General features: G+C 53.2%; 22 protein-coding genes and 2 rRNA genes (1 of these 24 running past the window's edge). 10 read left to right on the forward strand and 14 right to left on the reverse strand.

What is annotated here, in order from left to right:
• Window positions 1–17: 17 nt before the first annotated feature.
• The 6 genes from rsxC to EUZ85_RS23925 all read left to right on the forward strand — a co-directional run bounded on the left by rsxC (window position 18) and on the right by EUZ85_RS23925 (window position 6,353).
• A complete protein-coding gene (gene rsxC, locus EUZ85_RS23900) occupies window positions 18–2,483 on the forward strand; it encodes an electron transport complex subunit RsxC (RefSeq protein WP_127972662.1) in 2,466 nt (821 codons plus the stop codon).
• Window positions 2,484–2,486: 3 nt separating this feature from the next.
• The gene (rsxD, locus tag EUZ85_RS23905) at window positions 2,487–3,527 is read left to right on the forward strand and encodes an electron transport complex subunit RsxD (protein ID WP_127972664.1); all 1,041 of its coding nucleotides are present in this window, start codon (window positions 2,487–2,489) and stop codon (window positions 3,525–3,527) included.
• Window positions 3,528–3,536: 9 nt separating this feature from the next.
• Window positions 3,537–4,193, forward strand: a complete 657-nt coding sequence (gene rsxG, locus EUZ85_RS23910; RefSeq protein ID WP_127972666.1) for an electron transport complex subunit RsxG — start codon at window positions 3,537–3,539, stop codon at window positions 4,191–4,193.
• A 54-nt stretch (window positions 4,194–4,247) separates the two neighbouring features.
• The gene (locus tag EUZ85_RS23915; RefSeq protein ID WP_127972668.1) at window positions 4,248–4,958 is read left to right on the forward strand and encodes an electron transport complex subunit E; all 711 of its coding nucleotides are present in this window, start codon (window positions 4,248–4,250) and stop codon (window positions 4,956–4,958) included.
• An 85-nt stretch (window positions 4,959–5,043) separates the two neighbouring features.
• Window positions 5,044–5,679 (forward strand): endonuclease III, encoded by a 636-nt coding sequence (nth, locus tag EUZ85_RS23920; protein ID WP_011395795.1) that lies wholly within the window; start codon window positions 5,044–5,046, stop codon window positions 5,677–5,679.
• Window positions 5,679–6,353, forward strand: a complete 675-nt coding sequence (locus tag EUZ85_RS23925; RefSeq protein WP_127972670.1) for a phytanoyl-CoA dioxygenase family protein — start codon at window positions 5,679–5,681, stop codon at window positions 6,351–6,353. Before nth ends, EUZ85_RS23925 begins: the two co-directional genes overlap by 1 nt.
• 3 nt (window positions 6,354–6,356) lie before the next feature.
• Here the strand turns inward: EUZ85_RS23925 and EUZ85_RS23930 are convergent, their stop codons facing one another.
• Complete coding sequence (locus tag EUZ85_RS23930; protein ID WP_127972672.1) at window positions 6,357–7,022, reverse strand: pyridoxamine 5'-phosphate oxidase family protein; 666 nt, start codon at window positions 7,020–7,022, stop codon at window positions 6,357–6,359.
• 116 nt (window positions 7,023–7,138) lie between these two features.
• On the opposite strand from EUZ85_RS23930, the gene EUZ85_RS23935 reads away from it, so the two are divergent.
• The 4 genes from EUZ85_RS23935 (at window position 7,139) to EUZ85_RS23950 (ending at window position 10,863) form a co-directional block, all read left to right on the forward strand.
• Window positions 7,139–8,587, forward strand: coding sequence for a PLP-dependent aminotransferase family protein (locus EUZ85_RS23935; RefSeq protein WP_127972674.1), 1,449 nt, complete (start codon window positions 7,139–7,141; stop codon window positions 8,585–8,587).
• A 112-nt stretch (window positions 8,588–8,699) separates the two neighbouring features.
• Entirely contained in the window at window positions 8,700–9,398 is a 699-nt protein-coding gene (locus EUZ85_RS23940) for a hypothetical protein (protein WP_127972676.1), read from the forward strand.
• A 146-nt stretch (window positions 9,399–9,544) separates the two neighbouring features.
• Complete coding sequence (locus EUZ85_RS23945) at window positions 9,545–10,471, forward strand: alpha/beta fold hydrolase (protein WP_127972678.1); 927 nt, start codon at window positions 9,545–9,547, stop codon at window positions 10,469–10,471.
• A gap of 137 nt (window positions 10,472–10,608) precedes the next feature.
• Window positions 10,609–10,863, forward strand: coding sequence for a hypothetical protein (locus tag EUZ85_RS23950; protein WP_127972680.1), 255 nt, complete (start codon window positions 10,609–10,611; stop codon window positions 10,861–10,863).
• Between the two features lie 108 nt (window positions 10,864–10,971).
• Here the strand turns inward: EUZ85_RS23950 and EUZ85_RS23955 are convergent, their stop codons facing one another.
• From EUZ85_RS23955 to EUZ85_RS24015, 13 genes are all read right to left on the reverse strand, one after another.
• Window positions 10,972–12,381, reverse strand: coding sequence for a tetratricopeptide repeat protein (locus EUZ85_RS23955; protein ID WP_127972682.1), 1,410 nt, complete (start codon window positions 12,379–12,381; stop codon window positions 10,972–10,974).
• Between the two features lie 281 nt (window positions 12,382–12,662).
• Window positions 12,663–13,229: a chalcone isomerase family protein gene (locus EUZ85_RS23960; RefSeq protein WP_127972684.1), complete on the reverse strand. Its 567-nt coding sequence runs from the start codon at window positions 13,227–13,229 to the stop codon at window positions 12,663–12,665.
• A 275-nt stretch (window positions 13,230–13,504) separates the two neighbouring features.
• Window positions 13,505–14,503: an RNA polymerase sigma factor RpoS gene (rpoS, locus tag EUZ85_RS23965; protein ID WP_011395785.1), complete on the reverse strand. Its 999-nt coding sequence runs from the start codon at window positions 14,501–14,503 to the stop codon at window positions 13,505–13,507.
• A 70-nt stretch (window positions 14,504–14,573) separates the two neighbouring features.
• Window positions 14,574–15,437, reverse strand: a complete 864-nt coding sequence (locus tag EUZ85_RS23970) for a peptidoglycan DD-metalloendopeptidase family protein (protein ID WP_206617943.1) — start codon at window positions 15,435–15,437, stop codon at window positions 14,574–14,576.
• A gap of 224 nt (window positions 15,438–15,661) precedes the next feature.
• The gene (locus EUZ85_RS23975; RefSeq protein ID WP_127972686.1) at window positions 15,662–16,576 is read right to left on the reverse strand and encodes a DUF368 domain-containing protein; all 915 of its coding nucleotides are present in this window, start codon (window positions 16,574–16,576) and stop codon (window positions 15,662–15,664) included.
• Between the two features lies 1 nt (window position 16,577).
• Window positions 16,578–17,240, reverse strand: a complete 663-nt coding sequence (locus EUZ85_RS23980) for a protein-L-isoaspartate(D-aspartate) O-methyltransferase (RefSeq protein WP_127972689.1) — start codon at window positions 17,238–17,240, stop codon at window positions 16,578–16,580.
• Window positions 17,237–17,986: a 5'/3'-nucleotidase SurE gene (gene surE, locus EUZ85_RS23985; RefSeq protein WP_127972691.1), complete on the reverse strand. Its 750-nt coding sequence runs from the start codon at window positions 17,984–17,986 to the stop codon at window positions 17,237–17,239. The genes EUZ85_RS23980 and surE overlap by 4 nt, the downstream gene beginning before the upstream one ends.
• Window positions 17,987–18,094: 108 nt before the next feature.
• The gene (truD, locus tag EUZ85_RS23990) at window positions 18,095–19,063 is read right to left on the reverse strand and encodes a tRNA pseudouridine(13) synthase TruD (RefSeq protein WP_127972693.1); all 969 of its coding nucleotides are present in this window, start codon (window positions 19,061–19,063) and stop codon (window positions 18,095–18,097) included.
• Between the two features lies 1 nt (window position 19,064).
• Complete coding sequence (gene ispF / locus EUZ85_RS23995) at window positions 19,065–19,556, reverse strand: 2-C-methyl-D-erythritol 2,4-cyclodiphosphate synthase (RefSeq protein WP_127972695.1); 492 nt, start codon at window positions 19,554–19,556, stop codon at window positions 19,065–19,067.
• Window positions 19,553–20,263, reverse strand: coding sequence for a 2-C-methyl-D-erythritol 4-phosphate cytidylyltransferase (gene ispD, locus EUZ85_RS24000; protein WP_127972697.1), 711 nt, complete (start codon window positions 20,261–20,263; stop codon window positions 19,553–19,555). Before ispD ends, ispF begins: the two co-directional genes overlap by 4 nt.
• Before the next feature lie 84 nt (window positions 20,264–20,347).
• The gene (locus EUZ85_RS24005) at window positions 20,348–20,626 is read right to left on the reverse strand and encodes a septum formation initiator family protein (protein WP_127972699.1); all 279 of its coding nucleotides are present in this window, start codon (window positions 20,624–20,626) and stop codon (window positions 20,348–20,350) included.
• Window positions 20,627–21,020: 394 nt separating this feature from the next.
• Window positions 21,021–21,134 (reverse strand): 5S ribosomal RNA (rrf, locus tag EUZ85_RS24010).
• A 116-nt stretch (window positions 21,135–21,250) separates the two neighbouring features.
• Window positions 21,251–21,788: ribosomal RNA gene (locus EUZ85_RS24015) — 23S ribosomal RNA — on the reverse strand; it runs 2,352 nt beyond the window's last position.

Raw genomic sequence — 21,788 nt, forward strand, 5'->3', positions numbered from 1 at the left:
GGAAGTAAGGCCTGAGCATGAGACAAATCTGGGATTTCCACGGCGGCGTACACCCTCCGGAAAATAAAAGCCAATCCACCAGCCGACCGATCCAAAAAGCGACGCTGCCGAAAACGCTGATACTTCCCTTGAGCCAGCATATTGGCCAGCCCGCCAAAGCCCTGGTGGAGCCCGGCCAAAAGGTGTTGAAAGGCGAAGTCATCGCCACTGCGGAAGGACCAGTCAGCGTAGCGGTTCATGCCTCCTCTTCCGGCACAGTGACCGCCGTGGAAAGACGTCCCGTGCCACACCCTTCCGGTCTTAGCGATGTCTGCATTGTGATCGAGACCGACGGGGAAGACGCCTGGACAGATCTGACGCCTTGCGAAGACTATCGCTCACTTGGCTCAGAGCAGTTGCTGGAGCGCGTTCGTCAGGGCGGTATCGCCGGTATGGGCGGCGCAGGTTTTCCCACCGCAATCAAGCTGCACCCGCCTCGCAATGACAAGGTCAATGCGCTGATATTGAATGCGGCGGAGTGCGAGCCTTACATCACCGCCGATGACATGCTAATGCGCGAGCGCGCCGACGAAGTCATCCGCGGCATGGAAATCATGGCTCAGCTTTTGGAGCCTGAAGAGTGCCTGATTGGCATCGAGGACAACAAACCGGAAGCGATCTCGGCGCTGAAGCAGGCCGCCTCCGGCACTCATATCGAAGTAGTCGTCATTCCGACCAAATATCCGTCCGGCGGCGAAAAGCAACTGATCAAAATCCTCACCGGGCTGGAAGTGCCCCACGGCAAAATCCCCGCTGATATCGGCGTGATGTGCCAAAACGTAGGCACCGCGGCGGCAGTGTACCGCGCCGTCCGTTTCGGCGAACCGCTGATCTCTCGCATCACCACTGTGACAGGCGATGGCGTCGCTACGCCCGGTAATTTTGAAGTTTTATTAGGCTCGCCCATGTCCGACCTGTTGCAACAGGCTGGATTCGACGCGAGCAAAACGGATCGTCTGATCATGGGCGGTCCGATGATGGGCTTCACCTTAACTGATCCAGACTTGCCGTTGGTAAAAACCAGCAACTGTATTATGGCGGTATCCGCAAAGGAATTTCCCAGGCCCGATCCTGCACAGGCCTGCATCCGCTGTGGCCTGTGCGCCGAAGCCTGCCCGGCGGAGCTGCTGCCGCAACAGCTCTATTGGTTTTCCAAGGCCCAGGAATTTGATAAGGCGGAAAACTATAACCTGTTCGACTGCATCGAGTGCGGCGCCTGTTCTTACGTCTGCCCCAGCAGCATTCCGCTGGTGCAATATTACCGTTACGCCAAGAATCAAATCCGGGTGACGGCGCAGGAACAGCAGAAGTCCGATAAGGCGCGTGAGCGCTTCGAATTCCGACAGACCCGCCTTGAGCGCGAGAAAGAAGAGAAAGAGGCCAAGCGCAAGGCCCGTGCGGAAGCCGCCGCGAAAGCCCAGGCGGAGAAAGCGGCCCAACAACAGGATGCGCCAGCGGATGTAGATCCAAAGAAAGCGGCGATAGAAGCGGCCATCAAACGCGCCCAGGCCAAGCGCACGCCGGCGCCCGCCCAACCCCGGGTCAATATCGCCGAACTGCAAACCAATGTGGACAAGGCCAGGGAAAAGCTGGAAAAAGTACGCGAAACGCTGGCGGAATCCGATGGAGCCAACGCCGCCATGCAGGAAAAGCTGCGCAACGCGATCGCCAAAAACGAAGAACGCCTGGCGGCGGCGGAAAAAGCGCTTCACGACGCCCAGAACTCTGCGCCAGCGACGCCTGCCGCCTCAAACGCAACGCCTGCGACACAGGCGGCGGAGCCGGAGCAACAAGCGCGCGCTATCGCTCGCACGCGGGACAAGATAAAGACTCTGACGCAAGCGATAGAATCTTGTCGCGAAACAGACCCACAACGAGCGGCGCAACTGTCCGAGACTGTAGAGAAAACCAGAGCGAAGCTGGCGGAGTTGGAAGCGGAGGCAGCCCCGACAGATAAAGCAACCGATGAGCCGCCGGCGCCCAACCTGGAAGAATTGTCTTCTCAGGTTGATAAAGCCCGCGACAAGTTAAGCATGATGCAGGGCATGCTGGACGACGCCAAAGCGGAGCAACCAGCGGACGAAGCCAAAATCGCCAAATTGCAGCGGGCGGTGGAAAAGAATCAGGAGCGTTTGGCCGCAGCGCAAAAAACGCTGGAAGAAGCCCGGACACAAGCCGGCGGCTCTGCCGTTAAAGCAGCATCGCCTGAGGAGATTGAGGCTCTGACCTCTGCTCTGGAGAAAGCGCAGGATAAACTCGCCATGATGCAGAACATGCTCAACGAAGCCCAACAGGAGCCCCCCGTGGACGAGGCGAAAGTGGCGAAGTTATCCCGAGCAGTGGAAAAAAACCAGGACCGGGTCGCCGCCGCCCGCGCCACACTTAACGAAGCTCGCGGCGACGCGGCGGAAAATCAGACTAGCACTGACGGAGCGGGCGCTTAACCCATGGCATTTCTTCGCATCACCTCCCCTCATCTGAAAGGCCCTGCGCGCACCACCGCCATCATGCAATGGGTGATCCTGGCCACCATCCCCGGATTGCTGACCATGACCTGGTTCTTTGGCTGGGGAACCCTGATCAACGTCATCCTGGCGTCGTTAACCGCCGTGGCGGCGGAAGCCTTTGTGCTGACGCTGCGCAAGCGCCCCTTGGCCTTTTATCTGCGGGACTACAGCGCCGTTCTCACCGGGGTGTTGCTGGGTCTGGCGCTGCCGCCTTACGCCCCCTGGTGGGTGACATTTGTTGGAACGGCGTTCGCCATCATTTTCGCCAAACAGATTTACGGCGGTCTGGGCAATAACCCATTCAACCCCGCCATGGTGGGTTACGCACTGCTGCTGGTGTCCTTCCCTGTCGCAATGACCACTAACTGGGCGACGCCGCGTCCCTTGGCGGAAATCCCAGGATTCATGGACGCTTTCGCCCATATCTTCTGGGGAGCGGAAATCGGCGTGGATGGTTACACCATGGCCACGCCCCTGGACACCTACAAGCACGAGATCATCGCCGGCACTGCGGAAGCAGTCTTCGCCATGCCCGTCTTCGGCGCACGCACCGCGCTGGGTTGGGAGTGGGTCAATCTGGCCTTCCTCGCCGGAGGACTACTGCTTATCTGGCGCAAGATCATTACCTGGCATATTCCAGTCAGCATGCTCGCCGCGATGGCGCTGTGCTCTTTATTACTGGGCTGGGATGAAGATAAATATGCGCCGCTTCAGCTGCATCTGCTCGCCGGCGCCACCATGCTGGGCGCCTTTTTCATCGCCACCGACCCGGTTTCCGCCGCCACCAGTAAACTCGGCAAGCTCTATTATGGCGCTGGCGTCGGCATTCTGGTTTACCTGATTCGTACCTGGGGCAACTACCCGGACGCCGTGGCGTTCGCCGTGTTGTTGATGAACTTCGCCGCGCCGTTCCTGGACTACTACACCCAGCCCCGTACTTACGGCCACCGCAAAGCCCGTCGCGGTGTGAAACAGGATTAGGAGACGCCCATGAACGCATTACAGGCATCCATTCTTCGGGGCGGCATCGGACTTGCGATATTCGCCGTGGTGACCGCCGGTTTGATCGCAGTAACTCAAGTCAGCACCGCTGGTCGCATCGCAGATGCGGAAAAGCACGCCCGCGCCAAAGCGCTGTATGAAGTTGTTCCACGTCAGGAGCACGATAACGACATGTTGGCGGCCCCCATCCTGTTGCACCCTGACCCTCTGCTCGGAGCCAAAGACACAACGGAAGCCTATCTGGCCACCTTTCACGGCTCGCCAGTGGCGGTGATTTTGCCCTTTGTCGCGCCGGATGGTTACACCGGCGAAATCCAGGGCATTGTTGGCGTACAGCCTGATGGAACGGTCAAAGGCGTCCGTATCACCGCCCACAAGGAAACCCCCGGGCTGGGCGACAAAATTGAAGCGCGGAAATCTCCCTGGGTGGAGCAGTTTCCCGGGCGCTCGCTCAGCTCTCCCGCGGAAGAACGCTGGAAGGTGAAAAAGGACGGCGGCGATTTTGATCAAATGACCGGCGCCACCATCACGCCCAGAGCGGTAGTGAAGGCGGTGCGTAATGCGCTAACCTATTTTCAAAGTCATCGCGATCAGCTCTTGCGGAGCAATAGCGGCGTGAATACTGCAACCGCGACACAAGAATAGCCGGGCGGCGAGCGTATCGAATATGAATGACCGAATGAATCCAGGATCTGCATAATGGCGAAAAGCTATCAAGAAATAGTTCGGGACGGATTGTGGAAAAACAATCCGGCGCTGGTGCAACTGCTGGGCCTTTGTCCCCTGCTGGCGGTGACAGGCACCGTGGTCAACGCCATCGGCCTGGGACTGGCCACGACGCTGGTGCTGACCGGCTCCAACGCCGCGGTTTCCATGATCCGCAACTACGTGCCCGAATCCGTACGCCTGCCTGCATTCGTCATGATCATCGCCTCGTTCGTGACCTGCGCCGAGCTGTTGATGCAGGCCTTCGCTTATGAGCTGTATGAAATTCTCGGCATCTTTATCCCCTTGATCGTCACCAACTGCGCCATCCTTGGACGCGCAGACGCTTTCGCCTCCAAAAATCCAATTCTCCCCTCCATGCTCGACGGCTTTATGATGGGACTGGGTTTCAGTCTGGTGTTGATGGTGCTGGGCGGCATGCGCGAGGTAATAGGACAAGGCTCGCTGTTTTCAGGCATGGACCTGCTGTTTGGCGAATCTGCGCGGAGCTGGAAGCTTGAGTTGTTCGCCAACTACCCTGACTTTCTGTTCGCCGTGCTGCCCCCCGGCGCCTTTGTCGGCATGGGCCTGCTGATTGCGCTAAAAAATGTGATCGACAAACGCTTGAAGGAAGCCGCTGCGGTGAAACTGGAGAAGCCTGTCTCCGGCGGCAAACGCGTGCGAGTAACAGGAAAGATATCCTGACGCGCCGCGAGCGTCTCTCTCGCTGCCCGCCGCATTACAAATGGGGCGCCGCATTCGACTGTGAATACAAGCCATAAGAAGACTGATGAATAAGCAAAAACGAGCGGAGATATTCGCCCGCTTAAAAGCGGAAAATCCCAACCCGACCACGGAGTTGGAGTACAACACCCCCTTTGAACTGCTGATTGCGGTAGTTCTGTCCGCTCAGGCCACTGACGTGAGCGTTAATAAAGCCACCCGCAAGCTTTACCCCGTGGCGAATACGCCGGAAGCCATTTACGCGTTGGGTGTAGAGGGTCTTAAGGAGTACATCAAGACCATCGGCCTGTTCAACAGCAAAGCGGAAAACGTCATCAAGACCTGTAAAATCCTGATCGACCAGCACAACTCGGAAGTGCCGCAAACCCGGGAAGCGCTTGAAGCGCTGCCAGGAGTCGGCCGCAAGACCGCCAATGTCGTTCTCAACACCGCTTTCCGCCAGCCAGCCATGGCGGTGGATACGCATATATTTCGAGTCTCCAACCGCACCAACATCGCCCCCGGCAAAAACGTGCTGGAAGTGGAGCACAAGCTGATGAAGCACGTCCCCAAAGAATACCTGATGGACGCCCATCACTGGTTGATTCTGCACGGCCGCTATATCTGCACTGCCCGCAAACCCCGTTGCGGCGCCTGCGTCATATCTGATCTGTGCGAATTCAAAGAAAAAGTGCTGGATTGATGGCGTTCGACTTCCACCACGATGGCTTTGTGTGGCTGCGGGACGCACTGCCTGCGTCATTGATCAACGCCATCCTGCAGGAAATTACCTGTGATGATGAGGTTAACTCCGGCTCCGGCGTGCGTAACGCAGATCGCAAGTATGCAACGCTGAAGGAGTGGCTGGCCGGCGGCGACCTCACGCGGCTGGCCTGCCGGTATTTAGAGGGCGCTCCACAGCAGGTTCGGACAATCCTGTTCAATAAGTCGCCGCGCAAAAACTGGCTGGTGACCTGGCATCAAGATAGAACCGTTTGCGTCAAAGAACGATTTGATGCGCCAGATTGGGGGCCATGGTCTGAGAAAGATGGTGTTTTGCATGTGCAGCCTCCCATAGAGACGTTGGAGCGCATGCTGGCGTTTCGCATCCATCTGGACCCTGTCGACGAAAGCAACGGCTGCTTGAAAGTCATACCGGGGTCTCACCGCGAGGGACTGTTATCCCATGAACGTATCCAGCAAGTCGCCGCATCGTCGAAGCCCTTGTCCTGCGCTGCCCAGGCAGGCGACATCCTGGTAATGAAACCTCACTTGCTGCACGCCTCCAGCAAGGGAACGACGCCCAACCAGCGTCGTATTCTCCACGTAGAATTCAGCGACTATCCGCTGCCAGCCGGCGCGCAGTGGGCAAGCTAATCTCTACTGCCCTGTAGTTAGGTGTCGCAGGTAATCCGGCAGCCTGACGTCACTACGGGTCTCCGGGTCCACCTCTGGCATGCCATAGACCGTGCGCATGGGCACCACTCCAGCCCAAACCGGCTGATCCATATCCTCTTCTTTGTCTCTGGGCGGACCGCTACGGACCTTGGCGCTCGCCTCCACGATGGGCATGGCCAGCACCGCCGTCGCCGCCAGTTCGTTGCGTGTATTGGGGATAATGTCGTCCGAACAGCGGCCGGGAATGATGTGATCCACCAGAGCGTTCAGCGCTTCATTCTTCATATCCGGGTCCTCTATCGCCTCGAACTGTCCAAACAAAACGACGCTACGATAGTTCATGGAGTGATGGAACGACCGCCGAGAGAGTACCAGCCCATCCAGTAACGTGACGCATACCGACGCCTCACGCCCGTCCGCCAGGCTTTTAAACAAACGTCCGTTTACCGCGCCATGCACAATCAAATTATCGCCGTAGCGACAGTAGGCGGTTGGCAACACAAAGGGCGCGCCGTCAAACATAAACGCTACATGGCACAGAACAGACGCATCCAAGATACTGTAGATATCGCGGCGCTCGTAACCCGCCCGGTCCCGTTTGCGGGAAAAGGCGGTCTTGGGGGTTATCGGCAGCACATCGTCAGTCATCGAACTTACTCCTTCCAATCACATCAAGCTATTGATGCAGGCAGATTAGCTTGAAATTGGATATCTATTAATGTCCACTTTAAACATTTATAAAGAGTCCACTTTAGAGAAAGAAAATGACCGCCCCGACGCAAAACGCAAAGTCCCGCTATCTATCGCTGTATGAAGAGTTAAAGCAGTCCATCCTGGCGGGCCTGCTGCCGGAAGGAGAACGGCTGCCGTCCTCCCGCAGCATGGCGGACGCGCGAGGCCTGTCCCGCACCACCGTCACCAGCGCTTACGACCAGTTGCTGAGCGAAGGTTATATCGTCAGTCGTCGCGGGTCGGGTTGTTATGTCGCCTCACCGCTGCCTGGCGTGGATTTTCCCACCGCCTCGCCGCCACAGACGCATCACTCTGGTCCAGCACCAAGTCTGTCGTTCTGGGGTGAGGCCCTGATGCGCCAGCGTCCCGTCAAATCCATCCCGCCGCCGACGGTAATTGATTTCCAGTATGGCAATGTGGATCTTGACGAGAAAAGCCAGCATATCTGGACAAAGTCCGCTCGTCACTGGGCGTACCGGCAAGGCCGTCATTATGGCGACACGCTGGGATTACCGGCCTTGCGGGAGGCGATATCCGCTTACCTGCAACTCAATCGCGCATGCCGCAGCCATCCCGACAGAGTCGCCATTACCTCCGGCGGACAACAGGCGTTCGACCTGATTACGCGACTGGCGATCAATCCGGGCGACAGGGTTGCGGTGGAGAACCCGGGTTACCCCAGAGTCAAACAGCTGCTCACCGCTCTCGGCGCCAAATTGATTCCCATCGCTGTCGACGAGGAAGGGTTAAAAGTAGAGGATCTGCCACAAGGCGTGGAAGCGCCCAAGTTGGTATACGTCACGCCCTCGCATCAATTTCCCAGTGGTTGTGTGATGTCCCTGCGCAGACGGCTGGCGCTGCTGGAATGGGCGCAGGCGAACGACGCCTGGATAATCGAAGACGATTACGACAGTGAGTTTCGCTATTGCGGCAAGCCGATTGAATCTTTACAGGGTCTCGACCATCACGAACGGGTTATCTATGCCGGCACCTTTTCCAAAGTCCTGTTCCCCGCCATCAAACTGGGCTATCTGCTGCTCCCCAAAAGCTGGCTGGAGCCGCTCACTTACGCCAAGCAAGTGACGGATCGCCACTCCCCCTGGTTAGAGCAGCATATCCTCGCCGAGTTTATGCAGACGGGGGAGTTCGAGCGTCATCTGCGCAGAATGCGCAAACGTTACGCGATTCGCCAACAGACTTTGGCGACGGCGTTACAGCGCCAGGAGGGCGACAGAGAAATTCTGGTGGAGGGTGATAACGCCGGCCTGCATCTGGTGTGCTGGATGCCCAGTCTGCCGCTGAGCGCCGTCTCCGCGTTTATTGAACAAGTACAAGCGCAAGGCGTCCGCGTTTACCCCATACATCCGTTCTATCACGGAGAGCCTCCCGCAGCAGGTCTGTTACTGGGATTCGCCACTCTGACGCCAACGGAGATCACTCAGGGAGTCGGGGTAATCAAACGAACATTGCGAGAGTTCTGAATAGCCCCGTATACAATTCGAAACAGCGGGCCAATCCGATTACGGGCATGATGAAGTCGTTGTGGAAGCAACGGTTTCCTTAACAAAAACAATAACCAATAGGGATATTCGCATGACAGTTCAAGCTAATAACGGAAATAACCAAGATTACTCCGTCGGGTTGGTCGCCGTCTCCAGTTGGCAAGGTTGGTTGCGGCATACGCCTCGCCGCCTGAATGTTCAGCAGGAAGGCGCCGGCGCCAGCAACCTGTATCGCTTATGGTCCACCTTTTCCTGGCAATCCCCGAAAGGCTGCGTCGGCTACTTCAAGAATGGCCATACCGCTCTGGTCGTTCGCCAGAGAGGCGTCGTCACTCATGTGGTGGGATTTAATCCTGAGTCCTACCTGCTTGTCGGATTATTACAAACAACCCGCGGCAACAACATCACCGTCAGGGGATTATGGTACGACGACTTCGCCATGATTCAGGACCCAACGGCGATCAGTTACGAAATCAACGTCACTCAGAATCAGGCCCAGGATTTCGATGGGTTGATCACATCGCTCATCGGCAGATCCGACCTGGGACCGCACTCTCCGGCCAACACGCCTTACTTCTACAGCTTCCGGCCAGCGGACATGGAAGCGCGGGTCAGCGGCCTGACCGGCAACTGCGGTAATATGGCGTTGGTGATTCTCTGCCAGTTTCTGTATGACTGGCGCAAAGGGGAATATGTGGAGATGTTTCGCTCCTGGGTGAACCAAAACCGTAATACCCGCAATTTTGGCCAAGGCCCGTTAATGGGCGCCATCACCCAAAGCTTCGCCTAAGCGAAACGCGCTGTTCATAGCCAGGAAGTTCAAGTGACAGTTAGATGACAGTAAATTGAATCTTTTATGAACAGCGTGCTCTTATACACCATCAATATTACAATTTAATGGTGTTTTAGTTTCAACCCCGCCCAAGTTGTACAAAAATGACTGTTAAATATGCCGCTGTCGGCGATATCCAGCTCGCCTATGAAACCTTTGGCTCGCAAAAAGATCCCTGCATTCTGCTGATCATGGGCCTTGGCGCTCAAATGCTGGTGTGGCCGGACGCCCTGTGCGAACGCCTGGCTGCAAACGGGTATTTCGTGGTGCGTTTCGACAATCGGGATATTGGTCTCTCCAGCAAAAGCGATGGCGCGGGACATGCCCGTCCAGTCACCAACTTTCTCCGCAAGCAGTTCGGTTTGCGGGTGAAAAGCGCTTACACACTGAGCGACTTGGCCAACGACGCCATAGGTCTGCTGAATCACTTGCGGGTCGCCAGCGCTCATATTGTCGGCGCATCCATGGGCGGCATGATCGCGCAAATCGCCGCCGCAAAATATCCTGAACGGGCGCTCAGTCTGACTTCCATCATGTCAGCTCCCGGTTTTAGCCGCCTCCCCGCCTTGAATCCAGCCAATCTGCTGGCGCTTATCAAGCCAACGCGTCCCAAGTCGCGGGAGGAGGTTATTGAAAGCAAAATCAGTCAGATACGTCGTATCGGCAGCCGCAGCTATCCATCCTCTCGGTCAGAGTTATTACAGCGTGTAGGAAAAGTACTCGACAGAAGCAGCATCGACCACGAGGGGCTGCAAAGACAGGCCAGCGCCATTCTTGCCGAAGGCTCTTTGGTTGAGCTGCAAAAGAGCATCATCACGCCAACTCTGGTCATCCATGGCGATGAGGATGCTCTCATCCCTCTTTCAGAGGGCGTCGCCTGCGCCCGCAACATCCGTGACGCGCAGCTTGAAGTCATCGCCGGTATGGGTCACGATTTCCCTTCCCCGCTGATAGCCCGCGTCGTCAAAGTCGTATTGCAACACGTTGGACAAGCCGCCGCTCGCCCCGGAAACGCCTGCGAGCAAGCCTGATATTCACCTGTCAGCCTCCATTTGCATCCATGGTGTTTAGAGTGAATAGACAGCTTGCCAGCGCGCCTGCTACACCTCTACCATGAGCTGGCGCATCAGCGCATCAGCGCCCTCAGCTAGAACAGGAGAGTCAAGCCATGAGTAGAATCCAAAGCGTTAAGGACCGTCTGCAGGACACCACCGAGAAGTCCCTGATCCGACTTGAAAGCATTCACACATCTATAGCGGAAAAGCCGCTGCTGGCGCTGGGTAAAATCCAGCCTTTTGAAGGCGTCGCCCATCAAGCCAGGGTATTGCAGCAGAATATGATTCATAAAACCTACCGGGGCATTCGGGATCTGACCGAAATGCAAGGCCAAATCGCCGACCAGATTATTCGTCTGATCCCCTGAACTGCGCCAACGTCGTCTGATGTATTAAAACCTCTTAGTTGTATTCCTGGCGACAGACGCAAAAAAGGCGGTAATACCGCCTTTTTCATTTCATCAAATAGTGATCCCTTATGCGCCAGGGTGCAGGGTCAGTAATGCGTTGATATCCAGCTCCCCGCCTCTTCCCAGCTCCAGCTCAAGGTACTGGCGCATTTTGTCCGCCAGGAAACCGTCCACACCGGGCGAGCCGGCTACGCCATGGGCCACCCAGGCGTCAAAGCGATCGTCGTTACCCACTACCTGCGCCGCTTCCAGTAACAGCGACTGTTTATAGTCCGACACCAATGCCTTGAGTCTGTTTTGGGCAGCGATACGCACCTCACTATTGAGACGGCTTTCCATATCCAGATCAGACTCCACCATCGCCGACTTTCGCGACAAGCCTATCGTATAGTGGTCATCGTAATAGTCGTCTTCGGAGACGACATTCACTGGGGTATCGCTACGGCGACCATCTACCTCCATCACTAATGCAGAGCTGGCGGTCTTGGTCAAAATGTATCGCTCGTAGTGGTAGTCGGAGTAAACATCCTCCATCACGGTTGGCGGAACAATCGAGAACTCAGTCAACAAGGAGTCCAGCTTGTGATCAGCTCGATCCAGTTTGCGGCCTCTCTTGTCGACTTCATCATCAGCTCTACGCACCTCTTCCCTTTGACGGGAGACCTTATCTTTCAGGCGGTCGACTTCTCTCTTCTGTGTGTCATATTGTGGATCTGTGATGTTAAGTTTATTCAGCGCGCCTTCTTCTTTCGCCAGGTCCCGCTCCGCCGATTCCAGCTCACGCCGCTCCCGTTTAAAGTCACGGCGGGCGTCCCGCAGATTGTCTTTGGCGCGATCCAGCTGATATCGCTGGTCAGACACATCTCCCTGCAAACGAATAAAGTCCGGGTTGCTCACCATCACCTGCCCGCTGACATACTGCTGCACCTCCGGAACAACAGACTCGCTCAGATTATAGTGAACCGGCGCCCGAGACATGCTCACGCGCGCCTCATTGCCAAGTTTACTGTTTACTTTATTGACCAATTGCAGTCCGGCTACGCCATACCCCAGATCATCGCCAAAAACGCGCCGGTCGCTGTCCAACTTAATGCGAAACTGGTGCTGCGTCGCTATCGTTTGATAAGCAGAGTTATATCTATCCCAGGCAGACTGTTCATGCGTCGCCTGCGCCACTTTGCCGTAAAGCAGCATGGCCTTGCCCAGATTATTACGGTCATAGGCTGTGTTAGCGGCGCTTCTTACCTGACTCAGCCACGCGGTAAAATCTCTGCGCGCCTGTTGCAGCCTATTCTGGGTGTCCTTATCGTTGGGCTTTAGCTTCAAGGCTTCTTCATACCTCTCAACCGCCAGCTCATAACGGCCTTGAGTGTAAAACTCTTCCCCATCCTTGATCAGGTTACGGTGCGCGCATCCTGTTACAGCCAAAGCCACCAACGCTACTCCCGCAAACCTTTTGAAGCGATTCGACAACATTATCTTCCTACACCATTCTCATATTTTTCGAAATTACGACGGGACCTGATTTCACTACTCGGCCCTATCGCCACTGCCTTGATATGAGTCTATTTATACCCCGCGGCAGCTTAACCCTAACTGAATAAAAAGGGCGAAATCGCCAATCGCGAACATTGGCGATGGCAACTTGAGGTAACAAAGGGGATCGTTGGAAATGTAAAAGGCGGGGATTCCCGCCTTTAACCAGAAAAGCCAGCCGCCTTCGGCTGTGACGTGTGATCGCGAAGATATTGTCGCGACTATTTTGCGCCCAGCATCGCCTTTTTGAGATCTTCCTGAGCCGGCTTGTCGGATAACCAGATACCGAACAAGGCTTCTTTGAATGCAACACCGCCATCAATAGTGGCCGCAAGCGCATCGTTTTTATACACCTCTACGCCTTTGCCTGGGAGATACACCAGGTCGAATTCGTCATTTTCCTGGATCTCTTCATCGAACACGCCAATAAACTTATCGATATTTGCTTTAATTGGAGCCGTATTGCCATTGGTCGCGTTCTCAAAGCCCTCAGTGGTGGCTTTCTGCATCTTTTCGCTGGTCACCATACCGGAAACCATATGCAGTTTGATCGCCATAGGCTCATCCGCTTTCACAATCGAAGAAGCGTCCTTATTCGCCTGCGGCAGGTATAAACCGCCCACATATACGTCAATGAACCATTTGGAGCGCACGCCGGCGCCATTGAGCTTTAATTCAGACCCCGCAGCGCTAAGCGTGTCGGGAATGTCGACGCCAGCCACTTTGGCGGCCTGGGAGGAAGGGGATAGGACCAGCAAGAGCACAAGTGCAGAAATTAGTTGTTTCATATTTCATCCCTAGTTGCATTGATTGTTATTTAAATTATTTGCTGTTTATTGATTGTAAGCGCTCAACGGTTCAGGGTAATTCCGAATCGGCGAGCGGGCTCCATTATAGGCAGCCCGCAAAAGCGGTAGATAGGGTAAAACAGGTAGTTATACCGGGTTATGCGAGCTGGTTCGCAACTATAGGCGCAAGACATTCCTGACAGCAAGTCTAACCGGTCCATTAAAAAAGGGCGCTGGATGCGCCCTTTTTACTGTTACGACTGTGTAACTAAAAGTTACTTAAACAGTGTGTCTCCGGTCAAACCTTCTTTCTCCAGCAGTTCGCGCATGCGCTTGAGCGCTTCTACTTGAATCTGACGCACTCTTTCCCGAGTCAGGCCAATTTCCTGCCCTACTTCTTCCAATGTGCTCATGGGATAACCGCGCAATCCAAAACGACGGGCGATAACTTCCTGTTGCTTGTCAGACAATTGGTCAAGCCAACGGTCCAGACAGCCTTTAAGATCGCTATCCTGCAACAGCTCGGCAGGATCATTGCTCGCCTCATCGGCGACGGTATCAAGAAGGGATTTTTCCGCGTTGCCGCCAATCGGCGAGTCAACGGAAGTGATGCGCTCGTTCAAGCCGAGCATACGTTTGACATCCTTCACCGGCTTTTCCAGCAAGTCGGCGATTTCTTCAGCGCTGGGCTCATGATCCAGTTTCTGGGTCAGTTCGCGGGACGCGCGAAGATATACATTTAATTCCTTAACTACATGAATCGGCAAACGGATCGTCCTTGTCTGATTCATGATGGCGCGCTCAATCGTCTGGCGAATCCACCATGTCGCGTAGGTTGAAAATCTGAAGCCGCGTTCAGGATCAAACTTTTCAACGGCGCGAATCAGACCCAGGTTGCCTTCCTCAATGAGATCAAGCAGGCTCAGGCCTCTGTTCACATATCTGCGGGCGATTTTCACAACCAGGCGCAAATTGCTCTCAATCATGCGCTTACGGCCTTTCTCATCGCCACGACGCGCCATGCGCGCAAAATGAACTTCTTCTTCCGGGGTTAATAATGGGGAGAAACCGATTTCGTTCAGATAAATCTGAGTGGCGTCGAGATTTCTGTAAGATTGGCCTTCGCCTAGGGAGAAACGACCGGTACGTCCTTGATCAATCGAGACAACAACATCACTTTCATCGTCTTCAAACTCTTCAGCCTCAATTTCAGCCAAATCGATATCAACATCGTAAGCTAAATCTTCTGCGTAAGATTCACGTTCTGCTGCCATGATGATGCCCTGCTCTCGTTAACCCCTTGCGGGGTATTGATGACGTTTTGCACTTGCTCAGGCGCAAGTTTTATCGTTTTGGTAGGTATTTGAGAGGGTCAACCGGATTGCCGTTTTTTCTTATTTCGAAGTGCAACATCGGTCGGTTGGTCCCTGTCTCACCTATCTCGGCTATCTTCTGTCCGCGGTTTATGAAGTCACCCTCCTTGACCAGTATCTTGCTGTTGTGCGCGTAAGCGCTGATGTATTCATCGCCGTGGCTCAGAATCACCAGCTTGCCGTAACCTAGCAAACCATTACCCGCATACACTACTTCGCCACTGGCCGCTGCTAAAACCGGGTCGCCGATTTTGCCGGCGATATCAACACCTTTATTGATGTCGCCTGCAATAGAAAAAGTATCAATAATCGGGCCATGATGGGGCCACCCCCATCCGGTAACAATTCGATCCGTTTTACTGGTTACAGGAGCTTTTTTCTTTTGTGTATTTTTGTAAACGGGAGCCTGAGCAGTTTTAGGCGGAGTAGTTTTCTTGGGCTTAACTGATGAAGTTTTCTTGGTTTTGACAGTCGTCTTTTTAGTTTTCCTGGATGGCTGCGTGCTCGCAGTCTGATAGCCATCCGGCACAACCAAGGAAATCCGCTGCCCCGGCTTAATCATGTATGGAGCGGATATCCGGTTGATACGAGCCAACTCTTTATAATCCCGACCATATCTCCAGGCGATAGAATAGAGAGTGTCGCCTTTCTCGACGACATGGCTCCCCCAGTACACCGGAGGGTTAAATGCAGGGTCTCTATATATAGAAGGCGAGGTGCAGGCGCACAAGAATAGCGTGATCGACAAAGCGACCGATCTCAAAGCATAAAAAATGCCATTACCAGTATACAGTCTGTTACAAAACCTGTGTTTTTGGGATTTTAGACAATGCACTTTTTAGCTTTTTTTAAAACAAAAAGGAATTAATACAGCCTAGATTATTCTCATTATTTACAAAAGTTTCTAAATTGAACTCCTAAGTAGTTAAATTACAACTATATTCTGTAGAGTTATAGATTCAATGCCGTCGGGTTCGCTCGTTATACCTGATACCAGAGGTAACACCAACAAGGAAAATAAGTAACACTAACGTGATTTAATTTCCTAAAAGTGATCTCTCATTTTTGATAACCAAGTCTCACTTTCTCCAGCGCAACCACCATCAATGCGCCGATAGCGAACAAAGCCGCCACCGTTAACACTTGCGCCGGCTCGCCTGTAATCACCTCGTAGCGAGAGGGGAAAACATTCGCCTGCACAAGGGGGACCTGGGCCCCATGAGAATCAATACGATATTCCAGCGTATACTTCCATGGCCAGACTTTGTTGAGAGCGCCCAGCATAAAGCCGGTCAGAACAGCGAGGGTGTAGTCGTGGTAACGTCTTAATAACCAGCTTAGCAGGTGGGTGAAAGACAGCAAGCCAATCAGACATCCTGAGGCGAAGATGGATAAAGGCAGAATTTCAAAGCCTTTCACCGCCGCCAGGACCGGACCGTAAATACCAAGAAGTAACAGTAGAAAACTGCCTGAAACGCCGGGAAGAATCATGGCGCAAATGGCGATGGCTCCGCTTATGAACAAGTTCAGGTAGGTCGGCTCCAGGCTGGTAGGGCTCAAAGCCGTCAGCGCATAAGCCACTGCAGCGCCCAACCCGATCAACAACGCAGTTAGCGCATTCTTCTCTCTGATTGCCTTACCTACAAACCAGACAGAACCAAGAATCAATCCAAAGAAGAAAGCCCATATAAGATTGGGATGGCTCTGCAATAGAGAACTGATGATTCTGGACAACGTAAAGACACTAGTGAGAATGCCAGCGAACAATGTCGCCAAAAAGGTTCCATCAATGTCTTTCCAAACCGCTGCAAATCCCTGCGTGCGCCAGATGCTAATCAGTCCCGGGCGAATTCGCCCGAGAGCTGAAATAAGCCGCTCGTAAATACCGGAAATAAATGCAATCGTACCGCCGGACACGCCAGGAACAATATCCGCAGCTCCCATGGCCACGCCTTTCAAATAAGTCTTCCACATGTTATCGAACAACGCCTCCTAACAAAGGCACAAATCGAACCTGCTCCAAACTGCTCTCCTCTATTTCCGCGCCTTGTCTCTTATAGACTTTCAGCATCTGTTCGTTGCCGCCGCCAACCGGAATGACGAGACGTCCGCCATCCGCCAGCTGCTCCAACAGCTCCGACGGCGTCTGCTCCGGGGCCGCTGTCACCATAATTGCGTCGAAAGGCCCCTGTTCAGGCCATCCCCAACGTCCATCGGATAATTTCGCGCTAACGTTATTTAACTTTAGCGCCTTGAATCTCAGTTTCGCTTTTTCCAGCAGTGGCGCAATCCGCTCAACGGTATAAACCTGTGTGGAGAGTCGGGCTAGAATCGCAGTTTGATAACCCGAGCCAGCGCCAACTTCCAATACCCGTTTCGGCTTCCAACCACTACACAGCAGCTCAGTCATTCGAGCCACAATATAAGGCTGCGAGATCGTCTGGGAGTGTCCTATAGGCAGAGCGGTATCTTCATAGGCGCGATGAGCGAGAGCCTCGTCGACAAAAATATGCCGAGGAACCTCAGTCATCGCCTCCAACACCGCTTCATTCTGAATTCCGTTTTTCCGCAAGCGCTCAATCAAACGCAGACGCGTGCGCCGCGATGTCATGCCTATGCCTTGCAAGTCGAAGTTCACTCAGTATCTCCCAGCCAATCCTGTAGTTGGTTAAAAGCATCGTAGCGAGTCATATCAACATGAATAGGCGTAATGGAGACGTAGTTGTGCTCCACCGCGTAGAAATCCGTACCTGGTCCAGCATCATCCCCTTCCCCCGCCGCTGCAATCCAGTAACGCTTGCGACCTCTGGGATCCACAATTTCGTGAGGCTCCCCGCCTTTCAAACGATGCCCCAGACGGGTCAACTGAATCCCGCGGATGTCGTCTAAAGGCACGTCGGGAACGTTCACGTTCAGCACCGTACGCGGGGCAATCGGCGACTTCAGCTGTCTAAGCAGTAAGTTGGCGACCACTTTCGCCGCAGTAGCGTAGTTTTCTTGCCCTCGATTTACCAATGACACAGCAATTGCGGGTTGCGCCAGAAAACGGCCCTCCATCGCCGCAGCGACGGTGCCGGAATACAAAACGTCATCTCCCAGATTGGCGTGGGAGTTAATGCCAGAGACAACGCGCTCTGCGTCATAACCGAACATCTCACTCAGTCCCATATGCACACAGTCTGTCGGCGTACCATCAACGGCGAAGAAACCTTGTGAGGTTTTCTGCAGAATCAGAGGGCGTGTCAACGTCAGCGAGTTACTCGCTCCGCTATGATCTCTATCTGGCGCGATTACTCGAATCTCAGCAATATTTTTTAGCTCATCCGCCAGAGCCGACAAACCTGGCGCATGCACGCCATCGTCATTGGACAATAATAATTTCACTACCGCTTTTCCTTTATTCGCTACTCCCTCATCATCTGCCTTTTGCAGTCAATTGCATCAATGGTAGTGACAATGGGAGAAGCTATTAGTAAACAGGTTTGGCTGGAATCAGTTTAATCTAAATACTTGGTCCAGCAACACAGAAGCAAAGCAACCGGAACCAAGAGAAAACGTCAGCTCAATATCGTCGCCGACCCACTGCCAACTCATCTCTACAGGCTTGGCGACAAAAGGCCTCCGTGCTGTCCGCGCGCCGTCTTTGTGAATAGCGGTCAGCCATTCTGATAAAGATGCCGTTCTCAGTTGTTCAATTTCTCCGGCCGTCCCAGACAAAAACTCCGGGCCTCCCAACATAGGGCCTGTAGGCACAGTGGATTCAGACACGACAGAGCTGGCGGCAGGAGCGCCTTCATCCCCATCAATCATGGTTGACCAGTCACCTCGACGAACGCGCTCAGCCAGAATTTCATTAAATAGATAAGAGCGCGCCGCAGACAAATACATCCCCAGATGGGCCTTCTTTTTCGGCTTTTGGCCTTCTACAAACCATGCATGCGCGCGTTGTAAGTTATAACCATCATGACCAAAGCGCTGGTCTCCGAAATAGTTAGGAAAACCATTCGCCTGAATGTATGAAAGCTTTTCATCGATTTGCTCGTGAACACCATCCACCTGCCTAACCCAGATCTTAAACGCATTTCCTGAGTGATCCCCACGACGTAATTTTTTTTGCGTCCGAGTAACACTGAGAACTTCTACGCCTTCAATCTGTAACTGACTCCAATCTGGCTCAGGACGTTTCCCCAAATAAACAGAAAACCATTGTCTCGTCACTGCATGACGATCCTTCAATCCCATTAGCCCGATATCAAAGTCACGCACACCACAAAAACGCGCGAGATTACGAGATACCCACTCGGTATTCTGCCCGCGTTTTTCAATATGTAATAAAACATGCTCTCCTCCTGAGTCCGGAGGCGTCCATAGTTCGTCTACGCCGAAGTCTTCTGGCGTTTGACGCCATATTCCAGGGGCCGAGTCAGTCCAAAGTCCAGGGAAGTTAAGATCAAAATTCATATCAGTTCTTTTGCGCCTCAAGCAATGCTACCGCATGACAGGCAATGCCTTCCTTACGTCCGGTATAACCCAGTTTTTCTGTGGTAGTGGCTTTTACGTTTATACAGTCAATCGAAACATTGCAGTCAGAGGCGATATTGATCCGCATGTTTTCTATATGAGGAGCCATCTTAGGGGCTTGTGCAACGATAGTCCCATCGATATTCCCTACCTTGTAGCCCTTTTCTTGCAGTTTGCTAACCACAGAGCGAAGCAGGTTCCGGCTATCCGCGCCGGAAAACGAGGGATCGTCATCAGGAAAATGCTTACCAATATCCCCCAAGGCCGCCGCACCAAGTAAGGCGTCACATATCGCATGGAGTAAGACGTCGCCATCTGAATGCGCCTGCAAGCCGCGATCGAAGGGAATGTTCACCCCGCCAATGACAATAAAGTCGCCACTCTCAGAAAACGCATGGACATCAAAGCCATGCCCAATTCGAAACAAACTCATTCTTCTTCCTGCATAATGCGGCGTAAAAATATCTCCGCCAGAGGTAAATCTTGAGGATGGGTAATTTTGATATTATCGCTATGCCCTTCTACCATTACCGGCCTCAAACCCAAAGCTTCGATCGCTGAAGCTTCATCGGTAATGTTAACGCCCTCTTCTAGTCCTTGCTTTAAGGCCGTCAATAAAATGCCAAACCGAAACATCTGTGGAGTATAAGCCCGCCAGAGATTAACCCGGGGCACAGTCTCTAACACATCACCTGCCGCACTGGTCCTTTTCACTGTGTCGGCTACAGGCACGCCTAAAAGCCCGCCGGATTGAGTATTCCATAACGACTGCATCAGGTTGGAAATATCATTGATGCGAAAACAGGGACGAGCCACATCATGGACAAGCACCCAGTCTTCAATAGAGGCATGAGGCTCTATCTTCTCTAGAGCATTGAGTACTGAAGTCGACCGCTCAGTCCCACCAGCTACTGGTATTATTTTTCCAATATACTGGTCAGCAATCTCAGGCCACCATTTGTCTTGCGGGTGAAGAGGCAAATAGATCTGCGATACTCCAGGCGCTGACAATAGTCGGTCCAGCGTATGCTCAAGAACGCTTCGATCAATCAATTTCAAATACTGCTTAGGGCATTCGCCCCCCATGCGAGAGCCAACGCCAGCGGCGGGCACTATCACCCAAAGCTTATGCTCTTCCATACTGTCTACTAATACTAACCAAGCTCGATTTCTGCAAAAACCGGGCTAGTATCAGTGAAGCGAATAAGGAAAATCAAGAAAGGTTCAGTTTTCGATGAGCAAATAAAATTGTTCGTCAGGATACACCATCCCCAACTGGCTGCGAGCTCTCTCTTCTATCGCGCTCTGTGCAAGTTTTAGCTCCATGACTTCAGCCTCAAGCCTGCGATTCCTCTCCGCCAATTGCTCGTTCTCTTCTTTCTGACTCTCAACCTGACGATCAAGCACCCATGCCTGAGCGAAAGAGCCTTCGCCCACCCAAAGACGGAATTGAAGGACGCCAATAATCAGCGCCAAAACTGTCCACAACCAATTTACACGCATAGCAGAACGACAATGAGGTTATATTTTCGTCGTCAATGACATTTTGCGTCCCTGCTGCTTCAAACAAGTTCCGCCGTGATAATTTACTTTTTAGTAGGGCAGAATCGCTTATTTTATAGACTCTATTATTTATAGTCGATAAGTGTTGATAACTTCCAGTAGAAAACACTTATAACTACATAAATTTAATGGTATTTCTTTTTCAAAAATTTAACCCACTCGCAAGAAATTATAGAAATTATAGAAATTAGAGGTAGGAGAGGAGGCGTACAGGAATAGTAAGAGAGACTCAGGCTCCACTTTGAGAGGCCAGGAGCGAGTTTATATGCTAGGCCTTGCGATAAATTTCAGACATAAAAAAACCCGTCACGAGGACGGGTTCTTCGTATTAAGAGCCTGACGACGACCTACTCTTGCATGGGTAATCCACACTACCATCGGCGCTGGACTGTTTCACTTCTGAGTTCGGAATGGGATCAGGTGGTTCCAGTCCGCTATGATCATCAGGCAAAACCGTTAAGCTTTGTCTTAGTCTAGCTTGTCTAGTTGGCGCTTGGTCAGAAGACCTTTAACTTGGATAAGCAGTTATACTCAATCAATACCGGTAAATTACTTCGGTGTTATATGGTCAAGCCTCTCGGGCAATTAGTACTGGTTAGCTCAACGCCTCGCAGCGCTTACACACCCAGCCTATCAACCTCGTGGTCTACAAGGGCCCTTTAGGAGGATCAAGTCCTCAGGGAGATCTTATCTTGAAGGGGGCTTCCCGCTTAGATGCTTTCAGCGGTTATCCCGTCCGAACATAGCTACCGGGCAATGCGATTGGCATCACAACCCGAACACCAGCGGTTCGTTCACTCCGGTCCTCTCGTACTAGGAGCAACTCTCCTCAAATCTCCAACGTCCACGGCAGATAGGGACCGAACTGTCTCACGACGTTCTAAACCCAGCTCGCGTACCACTTTAAATGGCGAACAGCCATACCCTTGGGACCGGCTTCAGCCCCAGGATGTGATGAGCCGACATCGAGGTGCCAAACACCGCCGTCGATGTGAACTCTTGGGCGGTATCAGCCTGTTATCCCCGGAGTACCTTTTATCCGTTGAGCGATGGCCCTTCCATACAGAACCACCGGATCACTAAGACCTACTTTCGTACCTGC

Origin of the sequence: Hahella sp. KA22 (genome assembly GCF_004135205.1) — a bacterium.
Classification (GTDB): domain Bacteria; phylum Pseudomonadota; class Gammaproteobacteria; order Pseudomonadales; family Oleiphilaceae; genus Hahella.